The sequence below is a fragment of the Shewanella metallivivens genome (genome assembly GCF_028750675.1).
Classification (GTDB): domain Bacteria; phylum Pseudomonadota; class Gammaproteobacteria; order Enterobacterales; family Shewanellaceae; genus Shewanella; species Shewanella metallivivens.
Genome location: NZ_JAQQPZ010000009.1, coordinates 65926 through 82713 on the forward strand (window position 1 = coordinate 65926; position 16788 = coordinate 82713).

At 42.5% G+C, this 16788-nt stretch carries 16 protein-coding genes; all 16 read right to left on the reverse strand.

Translation table 11 applies throughout. From position 1 onward, the window contains the following. Window positions 1-51: 51 nt before the first annotated feature. The 16 genes from PQR79_RS11670 to PQR79_RS11745 all read right to left on the reverse strand — a co-directional run bounded on the left by PQR79_RS11670 (window position 52) and on the right by PQR79_RS11745 (window position 16463). Complete coding sequence (locus PQR79_RS11670) at window positions 52-2532, reverse strand: S9 family peptidase (RefSeq protein WP_274408504.1); 2481 nt, start codon at window positions 2530-2532, stop codon at window positions 52-54. A gap of 95 nt (window positions 2533-2627) precedes the next feature. After that, the gene (locus PQR79_RS11675) at window positions 2628-3197 is read right to left on the reverse strand and encodes an anthranilate synthase component II (RefSeq protein WP_238106574.1); all 570 of its coding nucleotides are present in this window, start codon (window positions 3195-3197) and stop codon (window positions 2628-2630) included. 75 nt (window positions 3198-3272) lie between these two features. Continuing rightward, complete coding sequence (locus PQR79_RS11680) at window positions 3273-3743, reverse strand: ClpXP protease specificity-enhancing factor (RefSeq protein WP_188736471.1); 471 nt, start codon at window positions 3741-3743, stop codon at window positions 3273-3275. Then, window positions 3743-4372 carry a stringent starvation protein SspA gene (gene sspA, locus PQR79_RS11685; RefSeq protein ID WP_238106573.1) on the reverse strand — a complete coding sequence of 210 codons (630 nt, stop codon included), beginning with the start codon at window positions 4370-4372 and terminating at the stop codon, window positions 3743-3745. The genes PQR79_RS11680 and sspA overlap by 1 nt, the downstream gene beginning before the upstream one ends. 95 nt (window positions 4373-4467) lie before the next feature. Then, the gene (locus PQR79_RS11690) at window positions 4468-5166 is read right to left on the reverse strand and encodes a cytochrome c1 (protein ID WP_238106572.1); all 699 of its coding nucleotides are present in this window, start codon (window positions 5164-5166) and stop codon (window positions 4468-4470) included. Beyond that, a complete protein-coding gene (locus tag PQR79_RS11695; RefSeq protein WP_238106571.1) occupies window positions 5166-6380 on the reverse strand; it encodes a cytochrome b in 1215 nt (404 codons plus the stop codon). The genes PQR79_RS11690 and PQR79_RS11695 overlap by 1 nt, the downstream gene beginning before the upstream one ends. Continuing rightward, window positions 6380-6970: a ubiquinol-cytochrome c reductase iron-sulfur subunit gene (petA, locus tag PQR79_RS11700; RefSeq protein ID WP_238106570.1), complete on the reverse strand. Its 591-nt coding sequence runs from the start codon at window positions 6968-6970 to the stop codon at window positions 6380-6382. Before petA ends, PQR79_RS11695 begins: the two co-directional genes overlap by 1 nt. Window positions 6971-7500: 530 nt before the next feature. Continuing rightward, on the reverse strand, window positions 7501-8379 hold the full coding sequence (gene hflC, locus PQR79_RS11705; protein WP_238106569.1) for a protease modulator HflC: 879 nt from the start codon (window positions 8377-8379) through the stop codon (window positions 7501-7503). Window positions 8380-8381: 2 nt separating this feature from the next. Beyond that, window positions 8382-9542, reverse strand: coding sequence for an FtsH protease activity modulator HflK (gene hflK, locus PQR79_RS11710; RefSeq protein ID WP_238106568.1), 1161 nt, complete (start codon window positions 9540-9542; stop codon window positions 8382-8384). Between the two features lie 33 nt (window positions 9543-9575). Beyond that, entirely contained in the window at window positions 9576-10883 is a 1308-nt protein-coding gene (gene hflX / locus PQR79_RS11715; RefSeq protein ID WP_238106567.1) for a ribosome rescue GTPase HflX, read from the reverse strand. A gap of 20 nt (window positions 10884-10903) precedes the next feature. Next, complete coding sequence (gene hfq / locus PQR79_RS11720; protein WP_238106566.1) at window positions 10904-11161, reverse strand: RNA chaperone Hfq; 258 nt, start codon at window positions 11159-11161, stop codon at window positions 10904-10906. 83 nt (window positions 11162-11244) lie between these two features. Beyond that, complete coding sequence (gene miaA, locus PQR79_RS11725) at window positions 11245-12171, reverse strand: tRNA (adenosine(37)-N6)-dimethylallyltransferase MiaA (RefSeq protein ID WP_238106565.1); 927 nt, start codon at window positions 12169-12171, stop codon at window positions 11245-11247. Between the two features lies 1 nt (window position 12172). Beyond that, the gene (gene mutL / locus PQR79_RS11730) at window positions 12173-14041 is read right to left on the reverse strand and encodes a DNA mismatch repair endonuclease MutL (RefSeq protein ID WP_238106564.1); all 1869 of its coding nucleotides are present in this window, start codon (window positions 14039-14041) and stop codon (window positions 12173-12175) included. A gap of 1 nt (window position 14042) precedes the next feature. Then, the gene (locus PQR79_RS11735; protein WP_238106563.1) at window positions 14043-15374 is read right to left on the reverse strand and encodes an N-acetylmuramoyl-L-alanine amidase; all 1332 of its coding nucleotides are present in this window, start codon (window positions 15372-15374) and stop codon (window positions 14043-14045) included. A gap of 2 nt (window positions 15375-15376) precedes the next feature. Continuing rightward, complete coding sequence (gene tsaE, locus PQR79_RS11740; protein WP_238106562.1) at window positions 15377-15835, reverse strand: tRNA (adenosine(37)-N6)-threonylcarbamoyltransferase complex ATPase subunit type 1 TsaE; 459 nt, start codon at window positions 15833-15835, stop codon at window positions 15377-15379. A gap of 172 nt (window positions 15836-16007) precedes the next feature. Beyond that, window positions 16008-16463, reverse strand: coding sequence for a hypothetical protein (locus tag PQR79_RS11745; protein WP_238106561.1), 456 nt, complete (start codon window positions 16461-16463; stop codon window positions 16008-16010). Window positions 16464-16788: the final 325 nt, after the last annotated feature.

Sequence of the window (16788 nt, forward strand, 5' to 3'; positions counted from 1 at the left end):
TCCAAAGAAAGCCTTAATACGTATTTATTTAATAATTTGGAGCTAGAGACATTATTTTAACTCTTCTTCAAAAAGTTTATAAATACGACGGTATTCATCTAACCAGCTTGACGGCTGCACAAAACCGTGAGGTTCTACCGGATAAATAGCCGTTTCAAACATCGGCTTCTCAAGTTCAATTAACCGTTGCACCATGCGCACACTGTCTTGAAAAAACACGTTGTCATCTAACACGCCACTCATAATCAACAACGGCTTTTGTAAACCTTGAGCGTGTTCTATCGGGGAGCTACGCTCATAAGCAATAGGGTCGACATCTGGCGTGTTGAGGATATTGGCTGTATAAGGTGCATTATAGTGAGCCCAGTCAGTTACAGGACGTAACGCTGCGCCAGCTTGGAATAATTCTGGCTCATTAAATAATGCCATAAAGGTTAAGAAGCCACCATAAGAGCCACCGTAAGTTCCTACCCGTTGGGGATCAACGTGTGCATTTGTTGCCATCCAGGCCACACCATCTTTTAAATCTTCAACTTCTGGGTGGCCCATATTGCGGTAAACCGCAGTGCGCCAGTCACGCCCATAACCTTTAGAACCACGATAGTCCATGTCCATCACGACATAACCTTGCTGTGTTAATAAGTTATGGAACATAAACTCACGGAAGTAACCTGAAAAACCGTAATGGGCATTTTGCAAATAGCCGGCACCATGGTTAAACACCACTGCGGGGTATTTATCAGCTTGCTTAGCATCATAACCTTGCGGTAAATACACTCTAGCATAAACCTGGCCTACGCCATGATTTGAGGGCACGGCGACGACTTGCGGCGCTTGCCAAGGGTATTGCTTAAAATCATTGCTTGTGTAATCAGTCAGCTGCTTAATTTCACCGCCAATGGCCTGAACATAAAGCTCATCAGGGTGAGTCGCTGCCGATGCGGTTAACAATAACGCCTTGCCATCAGGGCTTAAACTGTAATCTAACGTGCCAAACCATTGGGTTAATTGCTCATTTTTGCCTGTCGCAACTTCGACTCGATAAACATTGTAACTGCCAGGATGATCTTTGTTTGCACGGTAATATAAATACTGCCCATCAGGAGATAAGGTTACGTTATCAACAACAAATTTTCCGCTGGTCAGTGCGCGGACTTGGCCTGCTAACGTTTTAATATAGAGGTGTGAAAAGCCTGACTCTTCTGACAAATAGTAAAATGAGTCAGTGCCCGTTATCCAACCAAATTGATTGTAGTTATAATTAACCCAAGCATCGTCATGAAGACGATGCTCGGTAATCAGCTTACCCTTTTGTAAATCTACCCGTGCGATCCAACGGTCTTTGTTGTCAACCGCCTCAAGCATGACTATCAACTGATTATCAGTATCTCGCCATTGCATCGCACTTTGGCTCCACTCCCAGTCTTGCATGAGTTGGATTAATCGTGGTGCTTTTGCGCTTTTATAGTTATCGCCCAGAGCTTTGGCATTTTCAGCTTTTACACTGGCTAATACATCTTCATCAAAGCCCTTTAGCCCTTCGATTGTGATGTCTTTTTTAGTGTGCTCGGTTAAATCAAGCAACACTAGGCGTTGCCCCGGGAAAGCATCTTCAGCCACTCGAGCACGAGCAGGCACAGCATCAATATAACCATCTTTACCAAGGTAGTTTGGCATGATGTCGTGTTCTGCTCGCCAGGTATAATTTTTGTCGGTGAGTGCCAATATCACATAACGGCCATCAGGCGACAGGCTCATTTCTGAGATAATTTCGCTGTCGCCTAAATACCAAGGTTGGGCTGAAAATGTCGGGTCAGCTTTAGCCAATGATTCACGGTATTGTTCACGTGATTTGTCATTGTTATGCTGCAAAGTAACGTACTCGGTCAATCTGTGCTGCTGTTTGGCAATATAACTGCTAGGGTCTTGCGTTTTTTGTGGTTCATTGGCCATTTGAATGGCTGCAATTTGCTCAACCATGCCTGAGACTTGGTGCAAGCGGAAAATATTATTACCTTGCCAGTATGCCAAATCACCGTTATTCAAAAAACGCACGCCATTAATGGCATCATTTTGACGAGTAAGCTGGCTAATATCACCACTTTGCAAATCTTTTACAAAAATATTACCTTGATAAATATAGGCTTTTTTAGTTTTGGTTGTATTGATAACGCCATTTCGCTGATCGGCTAAGTGTAACTGAGACAGTTCAAGTTGCTCCGCGGTTGAGGCATTAATACTTTGCTGATAATAATCACGTGTCGGTGCTTGATGCGCCTGGCGGCTAAAGTAGACAGACTGGCTGTCATCGCTCCAATAAGCACCTCGAGCAAAGACTCCCATCCAATCTGGATTAGCCATAATTTGATTAAGCGTTAACGCTTGTTCAGCCTTAGGCGGAGACGCGAGTGGTACGGAAATTTGGGTGGCTGAAACCGTTGTTGTTGGTGCCGAATCGACAGTGGCCGCACAGCCGCTTATCATGGCTAAAGAAACTGCACTAATGGCAAAATGTCGCAAAATGCTGGTCATGATCATCCCTTTTATTATTTTAAGCGCTATTTATATCATAGATTGGTCGGTGGTGAAGGACTGAAGTTGTAACATAAAATACGATTTTGATAGCATTAAACACGTAAAAAGTTAGCCAGTAACTCATGCCCTTGCTGGGTTAAAATCGATTCTGGATGAAACTGCACACTGTATAAATTGAGCGTGCTGTTACTCATGGCCATAATTTCACGACCGTGCACGGGGTCATCAAACCAAGCATCAAGTTGAAACCCTGGCGGAACATCGTCTATCAGTAAAGAATGATAACGAGTCACCTGAAGAGGAAGTGCTAGTGCGGCAAAGAGCCCTTGTTGATGATGTTCAATCAAACTGGTTTTACCATGCATAACACGTTTTGCTCGAATAACCTTGGCCCCAAACACTTGTGCGATAGCTTGATGACCTAAACACACACCTAAAATGGGTATTTTACCCGCAAAGTGAGCAATGGCCGCCAGCGAGACTCCCGCTTCGTTTGGAGTACAGGGACCTGGTGATATCACTATATGACTTGGCGCTAATGCTTCAATTTGCGCAACCGTGATTTCGTCATTACGTTGAACAACAATCTCCTGTCCGAGTGTTTGAAAATACTGAACAAGATTAAACGTAAATGAATCATAATTATCAATCATCAATAACATTTTCGATCTCACAAGCTTTTTTTAGCTTAAAAAAAACCAGCCTTGCGACTGGTTTTATGTCCTAACGGTTGTTAATTACTTCACTACCGTTAGGTGACTTCTGCGTTTAGCTTTGTCGTCAGAACTGGTCGACTTAGTCGTCTCAGGCGTTGTTGAAGGTTCTTCAACTGACTTCATAGATGAAGGCACTGATGAAAGCTCATCATGTTCATCTTCGATCATGTAAGCATCTTCCATATCAAACACCGTGCCCGCCCCGTTTTCACGGGCATAAATAGCAACGATTGAAGCCATAGGTAAAAATACGTTTTGCGGTACGCCGCCAAAACGTGCGTTAAACTCTACTGCATCGTTTGTCATGTGAAGATTGGCCACAGCTCCAGTTGCAATGTTTAATACGATTTGGCCGTCTTTAACAAATTGCTGTGGAACTTGGGTACCTTTAACAAAAGCGTCCACGACAACATGCGGCGTTAAATGGTTATCCATCAACCATTCATAGTAAGCGCGCAATAAATACGGACGATTAGGTGTTATTGGTTTCATTACATGCCCATGCGCATTTCGCGCTCAGCCTCAGTTAATGATGCTTTAAATGATTCACGTTCAAAAATACGTGTCATGTAAGCATTAATTTCTTTTGCTGTACGAGGATCTAAGTTAATCCCTAATACAGGTAAACGCCATAATAATGGGCCTAAGTAGCAGTCAGATAGACCAAACTCTTCGCTCATAAAATAAGGCATTTCAGCAAATACAGGTGCTAAAGCAACTAAGCTTTCGGTTAACTCTTTACGCGCTGCATCAGCTTTGTCACCGTTACGGATACGCTCAACAAGCGCATACCAGTCGGTATCGATTCTGTGCATCATCAAACGGCTTTGACCGCGAGATACTGGGTATACAGGCATTAGTGGAGGATGCGGAAAACGCTCGTCCAAATACTCCATAATAATACGCGATTCGTACAACACTAATTCACGATCAACTAAAGTCGGTACTGAGTTGTACGGATTAACTTCAAGCAAATCTTCAGGCATTTCACTTGGGTCAACTTGTAAAACATCAACAGTAACCCCTTTTTCAGCCAATACGATACGTACTTGGTGACTATATAAATCATCGGCACCAGAAAAAAGTGTCATGATAGAGCGCTTGTTGGCAGCAACAGCCATTGATACCCTCCAGAATCTAAAAAAAACAAAACAAACGAGGGGCTAAGCCCCCCGTTTACAATATGCGGATAATGTATAATAACCGTTATTGATAGCTAGTGTACATCTTTCCAGTACTCTTTCTTCAACAAATACGCAATGATGAAGAAAATAAACAAGAATCCAAGCACCCACATACCTAAAGCTTTACGCTCTAATTGTACAGGTTCAGCTGAATACACTAAGAAACCCGTGATATCACGAACCGCTTGGTCATACTCTTCAGCCGTCATTTTGCCACCAGTGGTAACAAAAGTGTCGTCTTCTTGTTTTACTGCAAGACCTTGTAAGTCTTGTAATACGTGTGGCATACCCACTAATGGGAACACAGTGTTGTTTACGCCAAATGGACGAGTCTCATCAGCATAAAAACCTTTAAGGTACGAATATACCCAGTCTTCACCACGTACACGAGCAACCAGCGTTAAATCTGGAGGCGCTGCACCAAACCATTTTGCGGCATCGGCGGTAGGAATTGCATTTTCCATTAAATCGCCGATTTTGGCATCGTTAAGAATGTATTTGCTACGCATATCATCGATTGAAATACCGATATCATTAGCAACACGTTCATAACGCTGATATTGAGTGCTGTGACAACCTGAACAGTATTGTTGGAATAAACCCAAGCCACGCTCTAAAGACTCTTTGTCATGTAAGTCAACGTTAGCGCTTTCTAAGTGAACATTATGCCCACTTGCTGCCATCGCCAAAGATGGCAACAAAGTAACTAATGCAATTAATAACTTTTTCATTAGTGTGTCACCCTCGTTGGTACTTCTTTTGTTTTCTCATTTTTACTGTAAACCCATAGGGCTACGAAGAAACCAAAGTAAGTGAAAGTGAAAATACGTGCCGCAATTGTTAGCTCAGGAGTAGCAGGAACCACACCTAAATAACCAAGGATAATGAACGACACAGTAAATTGTGCAATGTTGATCTTATGGATCATGCTGCGGTAGCGAATAGACTTCACTTTACAACGATCAAGCCATGGCAGAATAAATAACACTGCAATAGACAGACCCATACCAATTACACCCAACAACTTATCTGGGATAGCACGTAAAATGGCATAGAAAGGTGTGAAGTACCAAACCGGTGCAATATGTTCTGGCGTCTTCATTGGGTTAGCCGCTTCAAAGTTTGGCTTTTCAAGGAAGTACCCACCGCCCTCAGGCATGAAGAACAATACATAACAGAACACGATTAAGAAGCCCGCTACACCCATGATGTCTTTTACGGTGTAATAAGGGTGGAATGGAATACCATCGATAGGCCATCCGTTCTCATCTTTGTTCTTTTTAATCTCAACACCATCAGGGTTATTTGAGCCCACTTCATGTAGTGCGATTAAGTGTAAGAACACCAATACAACCAATACAAGAGGTAGCGCAATAACGTGTAATGCGAAGAAACGGTTCAACGTTGCACCCGAAATAACATAGTCACCACGGATCCATAATGTAAGGTCATCACCAATAACAGGGATAGCACCAAACAAAGAGATAATTACCTGTGCACCCCAGTAAGACATTTGTCCCCAAGGTAATAGGTAACCCATAAATGCTTCAGCCATTAGCACAAGGAAAATCAACATACCAAACAGCCATAATAGCTCCCTTGGTTTTTGATAAGAACCGTAGATCAAACCACGGAACATGTGCATATAGATAACAAAGAAAAACGCCGATGCTCCCGTTGAGTGCATATAACGTAGCAACCAACCGTACTCAACATCACGCATGATGTATTCAACTGAAGCAAACGCGCCTTCAGCTGTTGGTACGTAATTCATGGTTAACCAAATACCAGTAAGTAGTTGGTTAACTAACACTAAAAGCGCTAATGAGCCAAAGAAATACCAAAAGTTGAAGTTCTTTGGTGTCGCATATTGACCCACGTGACGGTTATAAGTGGCCGTCATTGGGATGCGCGCATCAATCCAATCAATAATGTTCTTAACCATTACGCCGCTCCTGTGTCTTCACCGATAAGCACGGTAGCGTCATCGATATATTTGTGTGGCGGGATCACAAGGTTCAATGGTGCAGGCACACCCTGAAACACACGACCGGCCATGTCAAATTTAGAACCATGACAAGGACAGAAGAACCCAGATGTTACTCCTTCAACCTGTTCACCGAATGAATCAGGTAAATAAGTAGGTGAACAACCTAGGTGAGTACAGATACCGACCGCAATAAAGAATTCAGGCTTAATAGAACGTGCTGGATTAGTAGCATACTCTGGTTGCTGCATTTCTTCAGAAGCAGGATCACGTAATTGACCGTCTAAAGATTTAAGATTCTCTAGTACAGCTTCTGTACGACGAACGACCCAAACCGGTTTTCCGCGCCATTCGACACGAATTAACTGACCTGGCTCTACTTTACTAATGTTTACTTCGACCGGCGCACCTGCAGCTTTCGCCTTGGCGCTCGGATTCCATGACTTGATGAAAGGAACCGCTACAGCGACGGCACCAGCACCACCTACTACGGCGGTTGCGGCTGTCAGGAATCTGCGACGTCCGGTATCGACTGGCGCATTGCTCATCCACTTATCTCCCAGAGGGTGTTGGAATTTTTATATTTCAATACTTTAGCGAACCACAATGGAAACGCTAAAATCATAGTTTGAGGCGGTGCTCATTATAGCGAAAAATTAGAGCCAGATCATAGTGAAAACACACATCTAAGTTGAGGATATTAACATTTTTTTCAAAAAGGCATATAAATCAGCGTCTTTTTAACAATCGAAATACGATTAAGTCATGCAAAAAAACATTTTATTGCTATATCTAATCAACTACTTATATACAATTCGCTGCAAAAATAGCCGATATATACTATTTATACCAATCCTTATTAGAATGTGTTCTATTTTAGGCTGCGTCACTAGACCCAGTACAATGAAAATGACTGCAGGTGTAGTCATTCTACATCAAAGTCATTTGAAGCCGTAATGGGGTTTGGTATGACTAGAGAAGAACAACTTTCTTGAACACAGTGCTGGAATGACAGATGCGAAAAAGCCCGGTGTTAACCGAGCTTTTTTAAGGTTTGGCATCTGCGTTAGTTGGTTGCTTATTTACCGTTAGCTGATTTCATGTATTTGAAGAAATCACCTTCAGGCTCTAATACCATCACATCATTTTTGCCAGCAAAACTTTCTTTGTAAGCTTCTAAGCTGCGTAAGAAGCTGTAGAACTCAGGTTCTTTGCTATAAGCATCAGCATAAATTTTCGCAGCCAGAGCATCACCTTCACCACGGATGGTTAACGCTTTACGCTCAGCTTCTGCCACTTTAACCGTCACATTAGCATCGATTGTTGCGCGAATAATTTCAGCTTGTTCTTTACCTTGTGCGCGGTGCTCTTTCGCCACAGCTTGACGTTCAGCACGCATACGTTGGTAAATACTGTTACTGACGTTAGCAGGTAAGTTAATTTGCTTAACCCGCACATCAACCACTTCAATACCTAAGTTTTCAGCACTTTCTGATGCATTTTGTAATGCATCGGTTTGCAACTCATCACGCTTACCCGATACGATTTCTTTAATCGTACGACGACCAAACTCGGTACGTAAATCGTTGTTAATTTTAGCTTGTAATAAGCTTTCAGCATTGGCTTTAATACCACCATTAGTTGAAAGATAATACTTTTCAAAATCACGAATACGCCACTTAACGTACGAATCAACCATCAAGTCTTTCTTTTCAGAAGTCACAAAACGATCGGCTGCACCGTCTAACGTTTGAATACGTGCGTCAAGATAACGAACTTTATCAACAACGGGTATTTTAAAATGTAAGCCTGGAGTAAACACTTTAGTGACTTCGTCTTCTTTAAGGACTTTACCGAATCGAGACACAATCGCGCGCTCACCCTCGTTAACCACCATTAAAGATGAAAAACCAACCCCTAATACGACCACTAAGATGATCAGAGCAAATCTACCCATGGTTAGTTCCTCCCTTGGCGAATACGTTCTTCGCGGCTGAGACGTCCATCAGACGACATACTGGTAATAGGTGTGTTCACGCCGGTGCTTGATACTGAGTTAATATGACGTTCAGCTTCTGGTTCAGCGATTTGACGCGAAGATTTAGACGCATCCATTAGCTTATCTAGAGGCAAATACATCAAGTTACCGTTATTTTTAGCATCAATTAACACTTTATTTGTGTCAGACATCACCGCTTGCATCGCATCTAAATATAAACGATTACGAGTGACGCCTGGCGCAGCATTATACTCAGGTAATAGTTTTTCAAAACGAGCAACTTTACCTTGTGCTTCTAATACTTCGCGTTCTTTATAGGCGTTAGCTTGTTGTGCCATACGTTCAACTTGACCACGAGCTTTCGGTTCAATTTCACGGGCATAAGCTTCGGCTTCACGAATAAAGCGCTGTTCATCTTCCTGTGCAGAGATAGCGTCATCAAACGCATCTTTTACTTCTTCAGGAGGACGAGCTGGCAAAAAGTTAACGTCACGAATTTGTAGGCCTAGTTTGTAAGGCTCAATAATACGCTCTAACTCTTTCCAAGTATCACGGCGAATGGCATCACGACCGGTCGTTAAAATATCGTCCATGCGATTGTGACCAATCACATAACGTAACGCACTGTCGGTTGCTTCTCGTAAACTTTCATTCGCTTCTACAGCACTGAACAAGTAAGAATAAGCGTCAGAAACACTGTACTGAACAACTAATTCAACTTTGACGACGTTTTCGTCAGATGTCAGCATGCTGCCAGAAGCAGGAATTGAACGGAACGTTTCTACGTCAACGGTATACACTTCATCGATAAACGTGGCTTTCCAGTGTAACCCAGAACTCACTTCACCAATATGTTGACCAAAACGAAGTAACACACCGCGCTCAGCCTCTTTAACTGTATACAGCCCAGATAAACCCCAAATGATGAGGGCAATAACGGCTATAACAATCAATAAAGATGAATTAAATGGTTGGCCAGATGCGGAGTTACCGCCTTTGCCACCAAAACGTTTTGATAAGTTACGAAAAACTTCATCGAGATCCGGTGGCCCTTTATCGTTACCACCTTTATTTCCCCAAGGGTCTTTATTACCCTTGTTACCGGGCTCATTCCAAGCCATTTAGCACTCCATAATTGGATGAAATAAATGAGATTAACAAGTGACGTCTACTTCTGAAGGTTCAAAAATAAATGCCTCTAATTCCCCCTGACTCTGTTTAGCTAATCGGCGCCAATCGGCATCCGATAAACGAACAGATAAAATACAGTTCCCCAGATCGTCATAGTCTTTCTGCTGTATTGCATCCAGTCGATAAAACTGGCCAAGATAATGTCCTGCGGATGCAGGTATTTTCAATGTAAGCTCACAAATAACCTCGCCGATAAGTTCGGTTATGGCTTTGAGCAGCAAATCAAATCCAATACGTTTTTGTGCAGATACCCATACACGTTCAGGCTTTCCGTCTTCGTTATAGTCAATACGAGGCGCAAAATCTTCAAGCAAATCAATTTTGTTACATACAACTAATTGTGTGATTTCATCAGCGTCAATTTCTTCCAGTACGCTTTGCACTTGGTCAAAATTTTCTGTCATGTTTTCATCGGCACAATCAACCACGTGCAGTAATATCTCTGCTTGTCGGGTTTCTTGCAATGTGGCTTTAAACGCGGCCACTAAGTCATGCGGTAAATGACGAATAAATCCTACGGTGTCCGCTAAAATCACAGCACCGTCTGGTAGGGCTAATTTACGTAAAGTCGGGTCTAAAGTCGCAAACAACTGGTCTGCCGCATAAACTTCAGATGAGGTTAACGCATTAAACAATGTCGATTTTCCGGCATTGGTGTAACCCACTAACGACACTGTCGCTAAATCGCTGCGTTTACGCGCACGGCGGCTTTGTTCACGTTGTTTGTCTACTTTTTCAAGTCGGCGATTAATGTTTTTAATGCGCCCACGTAATAAACGACGATCCGTTTCAAGCTGGGTTTCACCCGGCCCGCGCATCCCGATACCACCTTTTTGCCTTTCTAAATGTGTCCAACCACGAATTAGGCGTGTTGACATGTGGCGCAGTTGCGCTAGCTCCACTTGCAATTTACCTTCATGGGTTCTTGCCCTTTGGGCAAAAATATCCAAAATAAGCGTGGTTCTATCGAGTACTCGACATTGACAAACCATTTCAAGATTACGTTCTTGAGCAGGGCTAAGTGCATGATTAAATATCACCACATTAGCTTCAGTTGCTGCAACCATTGCAGCCAGTTCATCCGCTTTACCTGTACCGATAAAAAACTTACGATCAGGAGAACGCCTACTGCCAGTAATCACACCTACAGAGCGAGCACCAGCAGACTCAACTAATAACTGTAACTCAAGCAAATCTTCTCGACGTTCTTCGTCAGCAAAGTCGATATGAACCAGTACCGCTGTTTCACCCGCTTCATAACGATCAAACAAAAAGTATATTCCTTATCAAATTATTCAGCAGCGCTGTCTTCACCTTGGGTAGACCCCTGATGACCAGAGACATTAAATGGGCGTGCTGGTACTACTGTTGAAATGGCGTGCTTGTAAACCATTTGGCTCACTGTATTTTTAAGCAGGATGACAAATTGATCAAACGATTCAACTTGGCCCTGTAACTTAATACCATTCACTAAATAGATAGAGACTGGTACACGCTCTCGACGCAATGCGTTCAAAAATGGGTCTTGTAAAGATTGCCCCTTAGCCATTTTCAATTTCCTTTTTTATTTTAAAATATGTTGAATTAAGTTTTATTGTTTAGTTTTAGTATTATACAGCAACGGCTAATAAGCTAGCGGCTTTGTCGCATAAGCGTAACTAAATTCCCTTCTACACCACTTTCAAGCCACTGTAAATCAGGCCAACTCCTCAACCATGTTAATTGACGTTTGGCCAATTGCCTAGTGGCTGCGGTAGCTTTTTCGACCATAGTCGCATGATCAAATTCATTATCAAGGTACTGCCAGCACTGCCTATACCCTACACAGCGCATCGATGGCATATCTAAATGTAAATCTCCACGCGCTTTTAACGTAGCAACTTCATCGATAAAACCTTGTTCTAACATGATGTTAAAACGCTTTGCGATTAACTCATGTAACACTTTTCTATCGTTGGGTGCAATCGCAAATTGCACAACATCATAAGGCAAAGCTGCTGACTTTGTTTGCGTTAACTCAGTCATTGTCTTGCCGCTGATGCGATAAACCTCCAACGCCCGCGATAAACGCTGCGGATCGTTTGGGTGAATACGTTGTCCGGCAACCGGATCAATTTCACATAACTCTTGGTGTAATGATTCCCACCCTTGCGTTTCTGCCTGCAACAATATTTGTTGTCTTATGGTCTCATTGGCACTCGGTAAAGGCGATAAACCATCTAACAATGCCTTAAAATACATCATAGTACCACCCACAAGAAGCGGTGTGTTACCTCGGGCAATAATCTCTGCTATTGCTGTGAGGGCATCTCGACGAAAATCAGCGGCAGAATAACTTTCGCTAGGGTCGAGAATATCAATTAAGCGATGTGGCGCAATGGCTAATTCTTGTGCCGTTGGCTTTGCTGACCCCACATCCATACCGCGATAAATTAACGCTGAATCAACTGAAATAATTTCGCAATTATGTTGCGTTGCCATATCGATGGCTAATGCCGTTTTGCCTGAAGCCGTAGGCCCCATCAAAAATATCACTTTTGGCCTGTTGATATTGTTCACGTTAATTATCTTTCATCCAAGTTTGCCAAGGTAATTCAGTTGCCTGGGCATAAATAGTTTGCTGTGTGCTCTCATCTAAACAACAAAATTGCTGCCAAATGGTTTGAGCTGACTCAAATTGCACCAAACTTTGTTTTGCTAACCAACCCGCGATGGCCATATTGTTAGGTTGCTCTAATGCAATCCAGTGCAGCAACTCAGGGATGACAATTGCCAATTGGCTTTCCCTCAAATATGGGGGCACTTTTTTAATTATCAACTGCTGATAGCGAATTGTTAGTTCAATACCGATTTGCCGTAATAATTGATCACGGTTGGATAACGTTTCATGCCAATCAGGATCGGCCGCAATAGACACGGGCATTAATAATGGTTGCGACACCAATCCATTCGCTAATTTAGCCAAGATTTCTGCCTTACGCACTGCAAGTAAAACGGTTTTAAATGGCAAAAGAGATAATTTGTCATCTTGGCAAATCACCCAATGCGCGGCATCTAATAATGGCGGCATGCTAATTTGCACGCTCACTTCATTCAGTTGCGTCTCTCTACTTTCGGTGTGCGTGTGTAACAATTGGCCATAATTTTCTATGGCAGTTTTTGTCACACCTGATTGAGTAGGTATTGCAGGCTTTGTACCATAACTAGGCTTAATTGCAGCTGAAGATCCCCCAAACGAGTTATTGTTTTTGCCCGGCACATGCATTGATCCATACTGACTACTACTATTTACCGCACGTGATGGAGGGCTTGGGGTCCATAAATCGTTTTTTACAGCAACAGTGTCGCCTTGCTGAACGTTGTTATCAGCAACGGCAGAAGAATGAGACTCAACATAGTCAATTTCAGCTTCAGAGCACTCAGGAAAGCTTAATTCAGGCATTTGCACTAATGCTGATTGTATTGCCTGTAAAATAAAATCATGTACATAACGAGACTGATGAAACCTCACCTCATGCTTGGCCGGATGCACATTAACATCCACTTGATGTGGGTCTAGTGCTAGCATCAACACATAACCAGGTTGGTGGTCTATTCCGTGTTCAGCAAAGGCCTGCTTCACCGCATGGTTAACTAATCTGTCGCGCACTAAGCGACCATTAACATAAAAAAAGCTCGTGTCTGTTAACACCGAGTCGTTTGGTGATTGTAAATAGCCGCTTAGTGATAACCCATCATGCTCACAATTAATACGCAATGCTTGCTCCGCAAATGCGCGACCACAAATTTGCGCTAGCCGTTGCTGCGTTTGGATATCTGTATTGGCTGGACGATATTGGCGCACTAGTTTGCCATTGTGGGTCAACGCAAAATGGATATCGCTGCGCGCCATTGCGATGCGTTTTAACCACTCATCTATATGGGTAAATTCTGTTTTATCACTTTTTAAAAATCGACGTCTTGCGGGCGTATTAAAGAACAAATCGACCACTTCAATCGTCGACCCTTGCGGGTGCGCTGCAGGGGTCACTTTAACATCCATCTGTGAACCTTCCGCATACGCTTGCCAAGCTTCAGATTGTTCAGCGGTCTTAGAAGTTAACGTTAAACGCGATACCGAACTAATACTGGCAAGCGCTTCACCACGAAACCCAAAGCTTAAAATCGCCTCTAGGTCGTCTAAGCTATGTACTTTTGAGGTTGCATGACGTGACAAAGCAAGTGCGAGTTCATCTTTGGCAATCCCCATACCGTTATCACGTATACGAATAAGTTTACTGCCGCCTTTATCAATATCAATCTCAACCCGTGTTGCTCCTGCATCTAAGCTATTTTCCACTAACTCTTTCACCACTGAAGCTGGGCGCTCTACAACCTCACCTGCGGCGATTTGGTTTGCTAGTTGTGGGGGTAGCAACTCAATTGCCATATTAAGCCCTTGGGATCACAAGTGTTTGCCCAATACGAACAACATCTGACTTTAAGTTATTAGCTTGTTTAAGGCTTCTGACTGACACACTATAACGTTGGGCAATAATTGACAGAGATTCACCCCGTTTAACACTGTGCTTAGTATTGGAGGTTTTAGCCATTAATGTGTCAGCAGGGGCATTGTTTTCAAAATAACGCAATACACCTTTATAAATGGCACTCGCCAGTTTTTCTTGATGGTTACCGTTAGCCAACAAGCGCTCTTCACTTGGGTTTGAAATGAAGCCAGTTTCAACCAAGATTGAGGGAATGTCTGGAGACTTAAGTACTGCAAAACTGGCCGATTCTGGTTTACGCTTGTGCAGATGAGTAATTGAATCTAGATCGCGTAATATGTCACCAGCAACAGAATGGCTAATCGCCATTGAGCTGTTCATCGACATATCCAATAGTGTCATTGCTAGGTATTGCTCGCTGTCAGTATTTTGAATAATTTCACCAGCACCACCTAATAACTCTGAATGTTTTTCTTTTTGCTCTAGCCAACGACCAATTTCACTGTTTGCACGGCGCATCGACAACACCCACACCGATGCTCCACGAGGTTGCGGAGAGGTAAATGCATCGGCATGAATTGATATTAATAAGTCTGCTTTGCTGTTACGAGCCAACTCTGATCGTTTGTTTAAATTAACGAAGTAGTCACCACTGCGAGTCATCACCGAGCGCATACCTGGCGTGGCATCAACTTTGCGCGCCAATCGTTTAGCAATTTCGAGCACAACTCGTTTTTCATACATCCCTGAAGGGCCAATTGATCCAGGATCTTCGCCACCATGACCTGCGTCGATCGCCACAACAATATTTCGAGAAGACGGATTTGCAGAGCGACTCACTGACTGCTGCACATTAGATGAACCACCAGCGGCATCTTCTAAATCGACCACTAAGCGATTGCCATAAGGTGCAGTTGGAGGGAGAGTAAATAAATTGGATTTTACGGGCTGAGTCAAATCCATCACTAAGCGCAACATGCCTTTTTTAGGCGGTGTACTAAATCGAATTTTTTTGATGATTTTGCTGTTATTAGCAATGCTATCTAAGTTGACTTTTGCGCCCGAGTCTTGAATATCAACCACTAAACGATGCGGGCCTGTTAAACTGAAACTGTCATATTTAGGGGCTTGAGTTAGGTCAAATACCACTCGAGTGGATTCAGGGGCAGCCCAAATACGCACACTGTCGAGTTGGTTTGCAGCCCAAGCAAACGTGGGCTGGAAATATAACAGTATGATAAAAACAGGCGTAAAAAACGTATTTTTTAAAGTCATTATTATTTTAATTTATCAATTATTGCCTGCCCTACTGGGGTTAAGGCGTTTAATTCAACTTGTCTTTGAGATTCTTTATAGCGTAAATGTAAATGGATGTCAGCCTCAGGCAGTAGACCATGACCATTATTTGGCCACTCGACTAAACAAATGCTTTTGTTGGTAAAATAATCACGAATGCCCATGAACTCTAACTCTTCTGGATCACTCAAGCGATACAAGTCGAAATGAAATACGTCCATATCATCAAACTCATAAGGCTCAACCAAAGTATAAGTTGGACTTTTAACCGCCCCTTTATGGCCTAGGCTTTGAATAATCCCTCGACTTAATGTTGTTTTGCCCGCCCCTAAGTCACCTGTAAGGTAAAGGGTTAATGGCGGCACCATCCACTGCGCAATTTGTTGTCCAAGCGCCACAGTAGCTTGTTCATTTTCAAGGGTTTTAAGCAGCGAGGTCATCGGTAAAGTTAGCTTCCGTAAAAAAGAGTCATAAGAATGCTAAATATACCAGAAGTTGAACCGGAACTCCCACTGTTCTAGTGGTTATTTTTTGTTAATAAAAAAAGCCAGCTATTGAGGATAGCTGGCAAAACACACTTCAGGAAGTCAATGCTAGATTTAAAATGACTCGTTAAATGTCATCCATGCGGATTGTGCTGTGAACTAATCGTTTTTGCTGCGTTTGCGCAACGCGAACTAAGTCCATTAATGCACTCTTAATTTCTTCAGTTGGGCTACTAATCGCAGTTTTTTCTAGCAGCGCAATTAACCGATTTTCTAAGTCAAGATGCAGTTCAAGCACTTCATCTTCATGCATGTTGGCAGGCAATGTAGTCTCTGCACAGCGTTTGCTAAAATCTTCAAAAGTAATGTCTTTATACCAGGTATTTAAAATTCTTGATGGCGCATCCTCGATGTAACTTTCAAGCGTTTCATAAATATGTCTTTGATGTTGTTGAAAATAAGTCAACATCATCTTCACTCTTGAAGAGTCAGCATTACGATCTAATCGCTTATAGAGCTTCTCCATATCGAGATGACATTTCGCTACATAATCAAGTAATTCACTCAGTTGTTGAATCCGCATAATACTCACCTCGTTTAAAGCCTTACAACTTAGGAAAATTTATCTTGAGTTGATTATCAAAGATCGCGAGCGGAAATTACTTGCGCAATGTCATGTTTTTAATGCTCTAACACCTTCTAATTTAGAGATTCATGAAGAAATGAGCGATAGATCACGAGTTTTGTTAATTCTGCTCAGATTTTTTTAACATCCAAATCTGAAAATATCGACAAAAATACACTCAAAGTTTAAAAGTCACCGATATTGTTCAAGTTTTAAACGCTAAATGACCTCAACGTTTTAACAAGATATGTAACAATTAGGTTAATTGTGATGGCAATTAGGA

Coding starts and splice junctions, on each gene's coding strand:
- hflK (WP_238106568.1), bottom strand. CDS start 9,542: ATGGCTTGGAATGAGCCCGGTAACAAGGGTAATAAAGACCCTTGGGGA.
- PQR79_RS11735 (WP_238106563.1), bottom strand. CDS start 15,374: ATGACTTTAAAAAATACGTTTTTTACGCCTGTTTTTATCATACTGTTA.
- PQR79_RS11695 (WP_238106571.1), bottom strand. CDS start 6,380: ATGGTTAAGAACATTATTGATTGGATTGATGCGCGCATCCCAATGACG.
- sspA (WP_238106573.1), bottom strand. CDS start 4,372: ATGGCTGTTGCTGCCAACAAGCGCTCTATCATGACACTTTTTTCTGGT.
- hflC (WP_238106569.1), bottom strand. CDS start 8,379: ATGGGTAGATTTGCTCTGATCATCTTAGTGGTCGTATTAGGGGTTGGT.
- tsaE (WP_238106562.1), bottom strand. CDS start 15,835: ATGACCTCGCTGCTTAAAACCCTTGAAAATGAACAAGCTACTGTGGCG.
- PQR79_RS11670 (WP_274408504.1), bottom strand. CDS start 2,532: ATGACCAGCATTTTGCGACATTTTGCCATTAGTGCAGTTTCTTTAGCC.
- PQR79_RS11690 (WP_238106572.1), bottom strand. CDS start 5,166: ATGAAAAAGTTATTAATTGCATTAGTTACTTTGTTGCCATCTTTGGCG.
- petA (WP_238106570.1), bottom strand. CDS start 6,970: ATGAGCAATGCGCCAGTCGATACCGGACGTCGCAGATTCCTGACAGCC.
- hfq (WP_238106566.1), bottom strand. CDS start 11,161: ATGGCTAAGGGGCAATCTTTACAAGACCCATTTTTGAACGCATTGCGT.
- PQR79_RS11680 (WP_188736471.1), bottom strand. CDS start 3,743: ATGAAACCAATAACACCTAATCGTCCGTATTTATTGCGCGCTTACTAT.
- PQR79_RS11675 (WP_238106574.1), bottom strand. CDS start 3,197: ATGTTATTGATGATTGATAATTATGATTCATTTACGTTTAATCTTGTT.
- mutL (WP_238106564.1), bottom strand. CDS start 14,041: ATGGCAATTGAGTTGCTACCCCCACAACTAGCAAACCAAATCGCCGCA.
- PQR79_RS11745 (WP_238106561.1), bottom strand. CDS start 16,463: ATGCGGATTCAACAACTGAGTGAATTACTTGATTATGTAGCGAAATGT.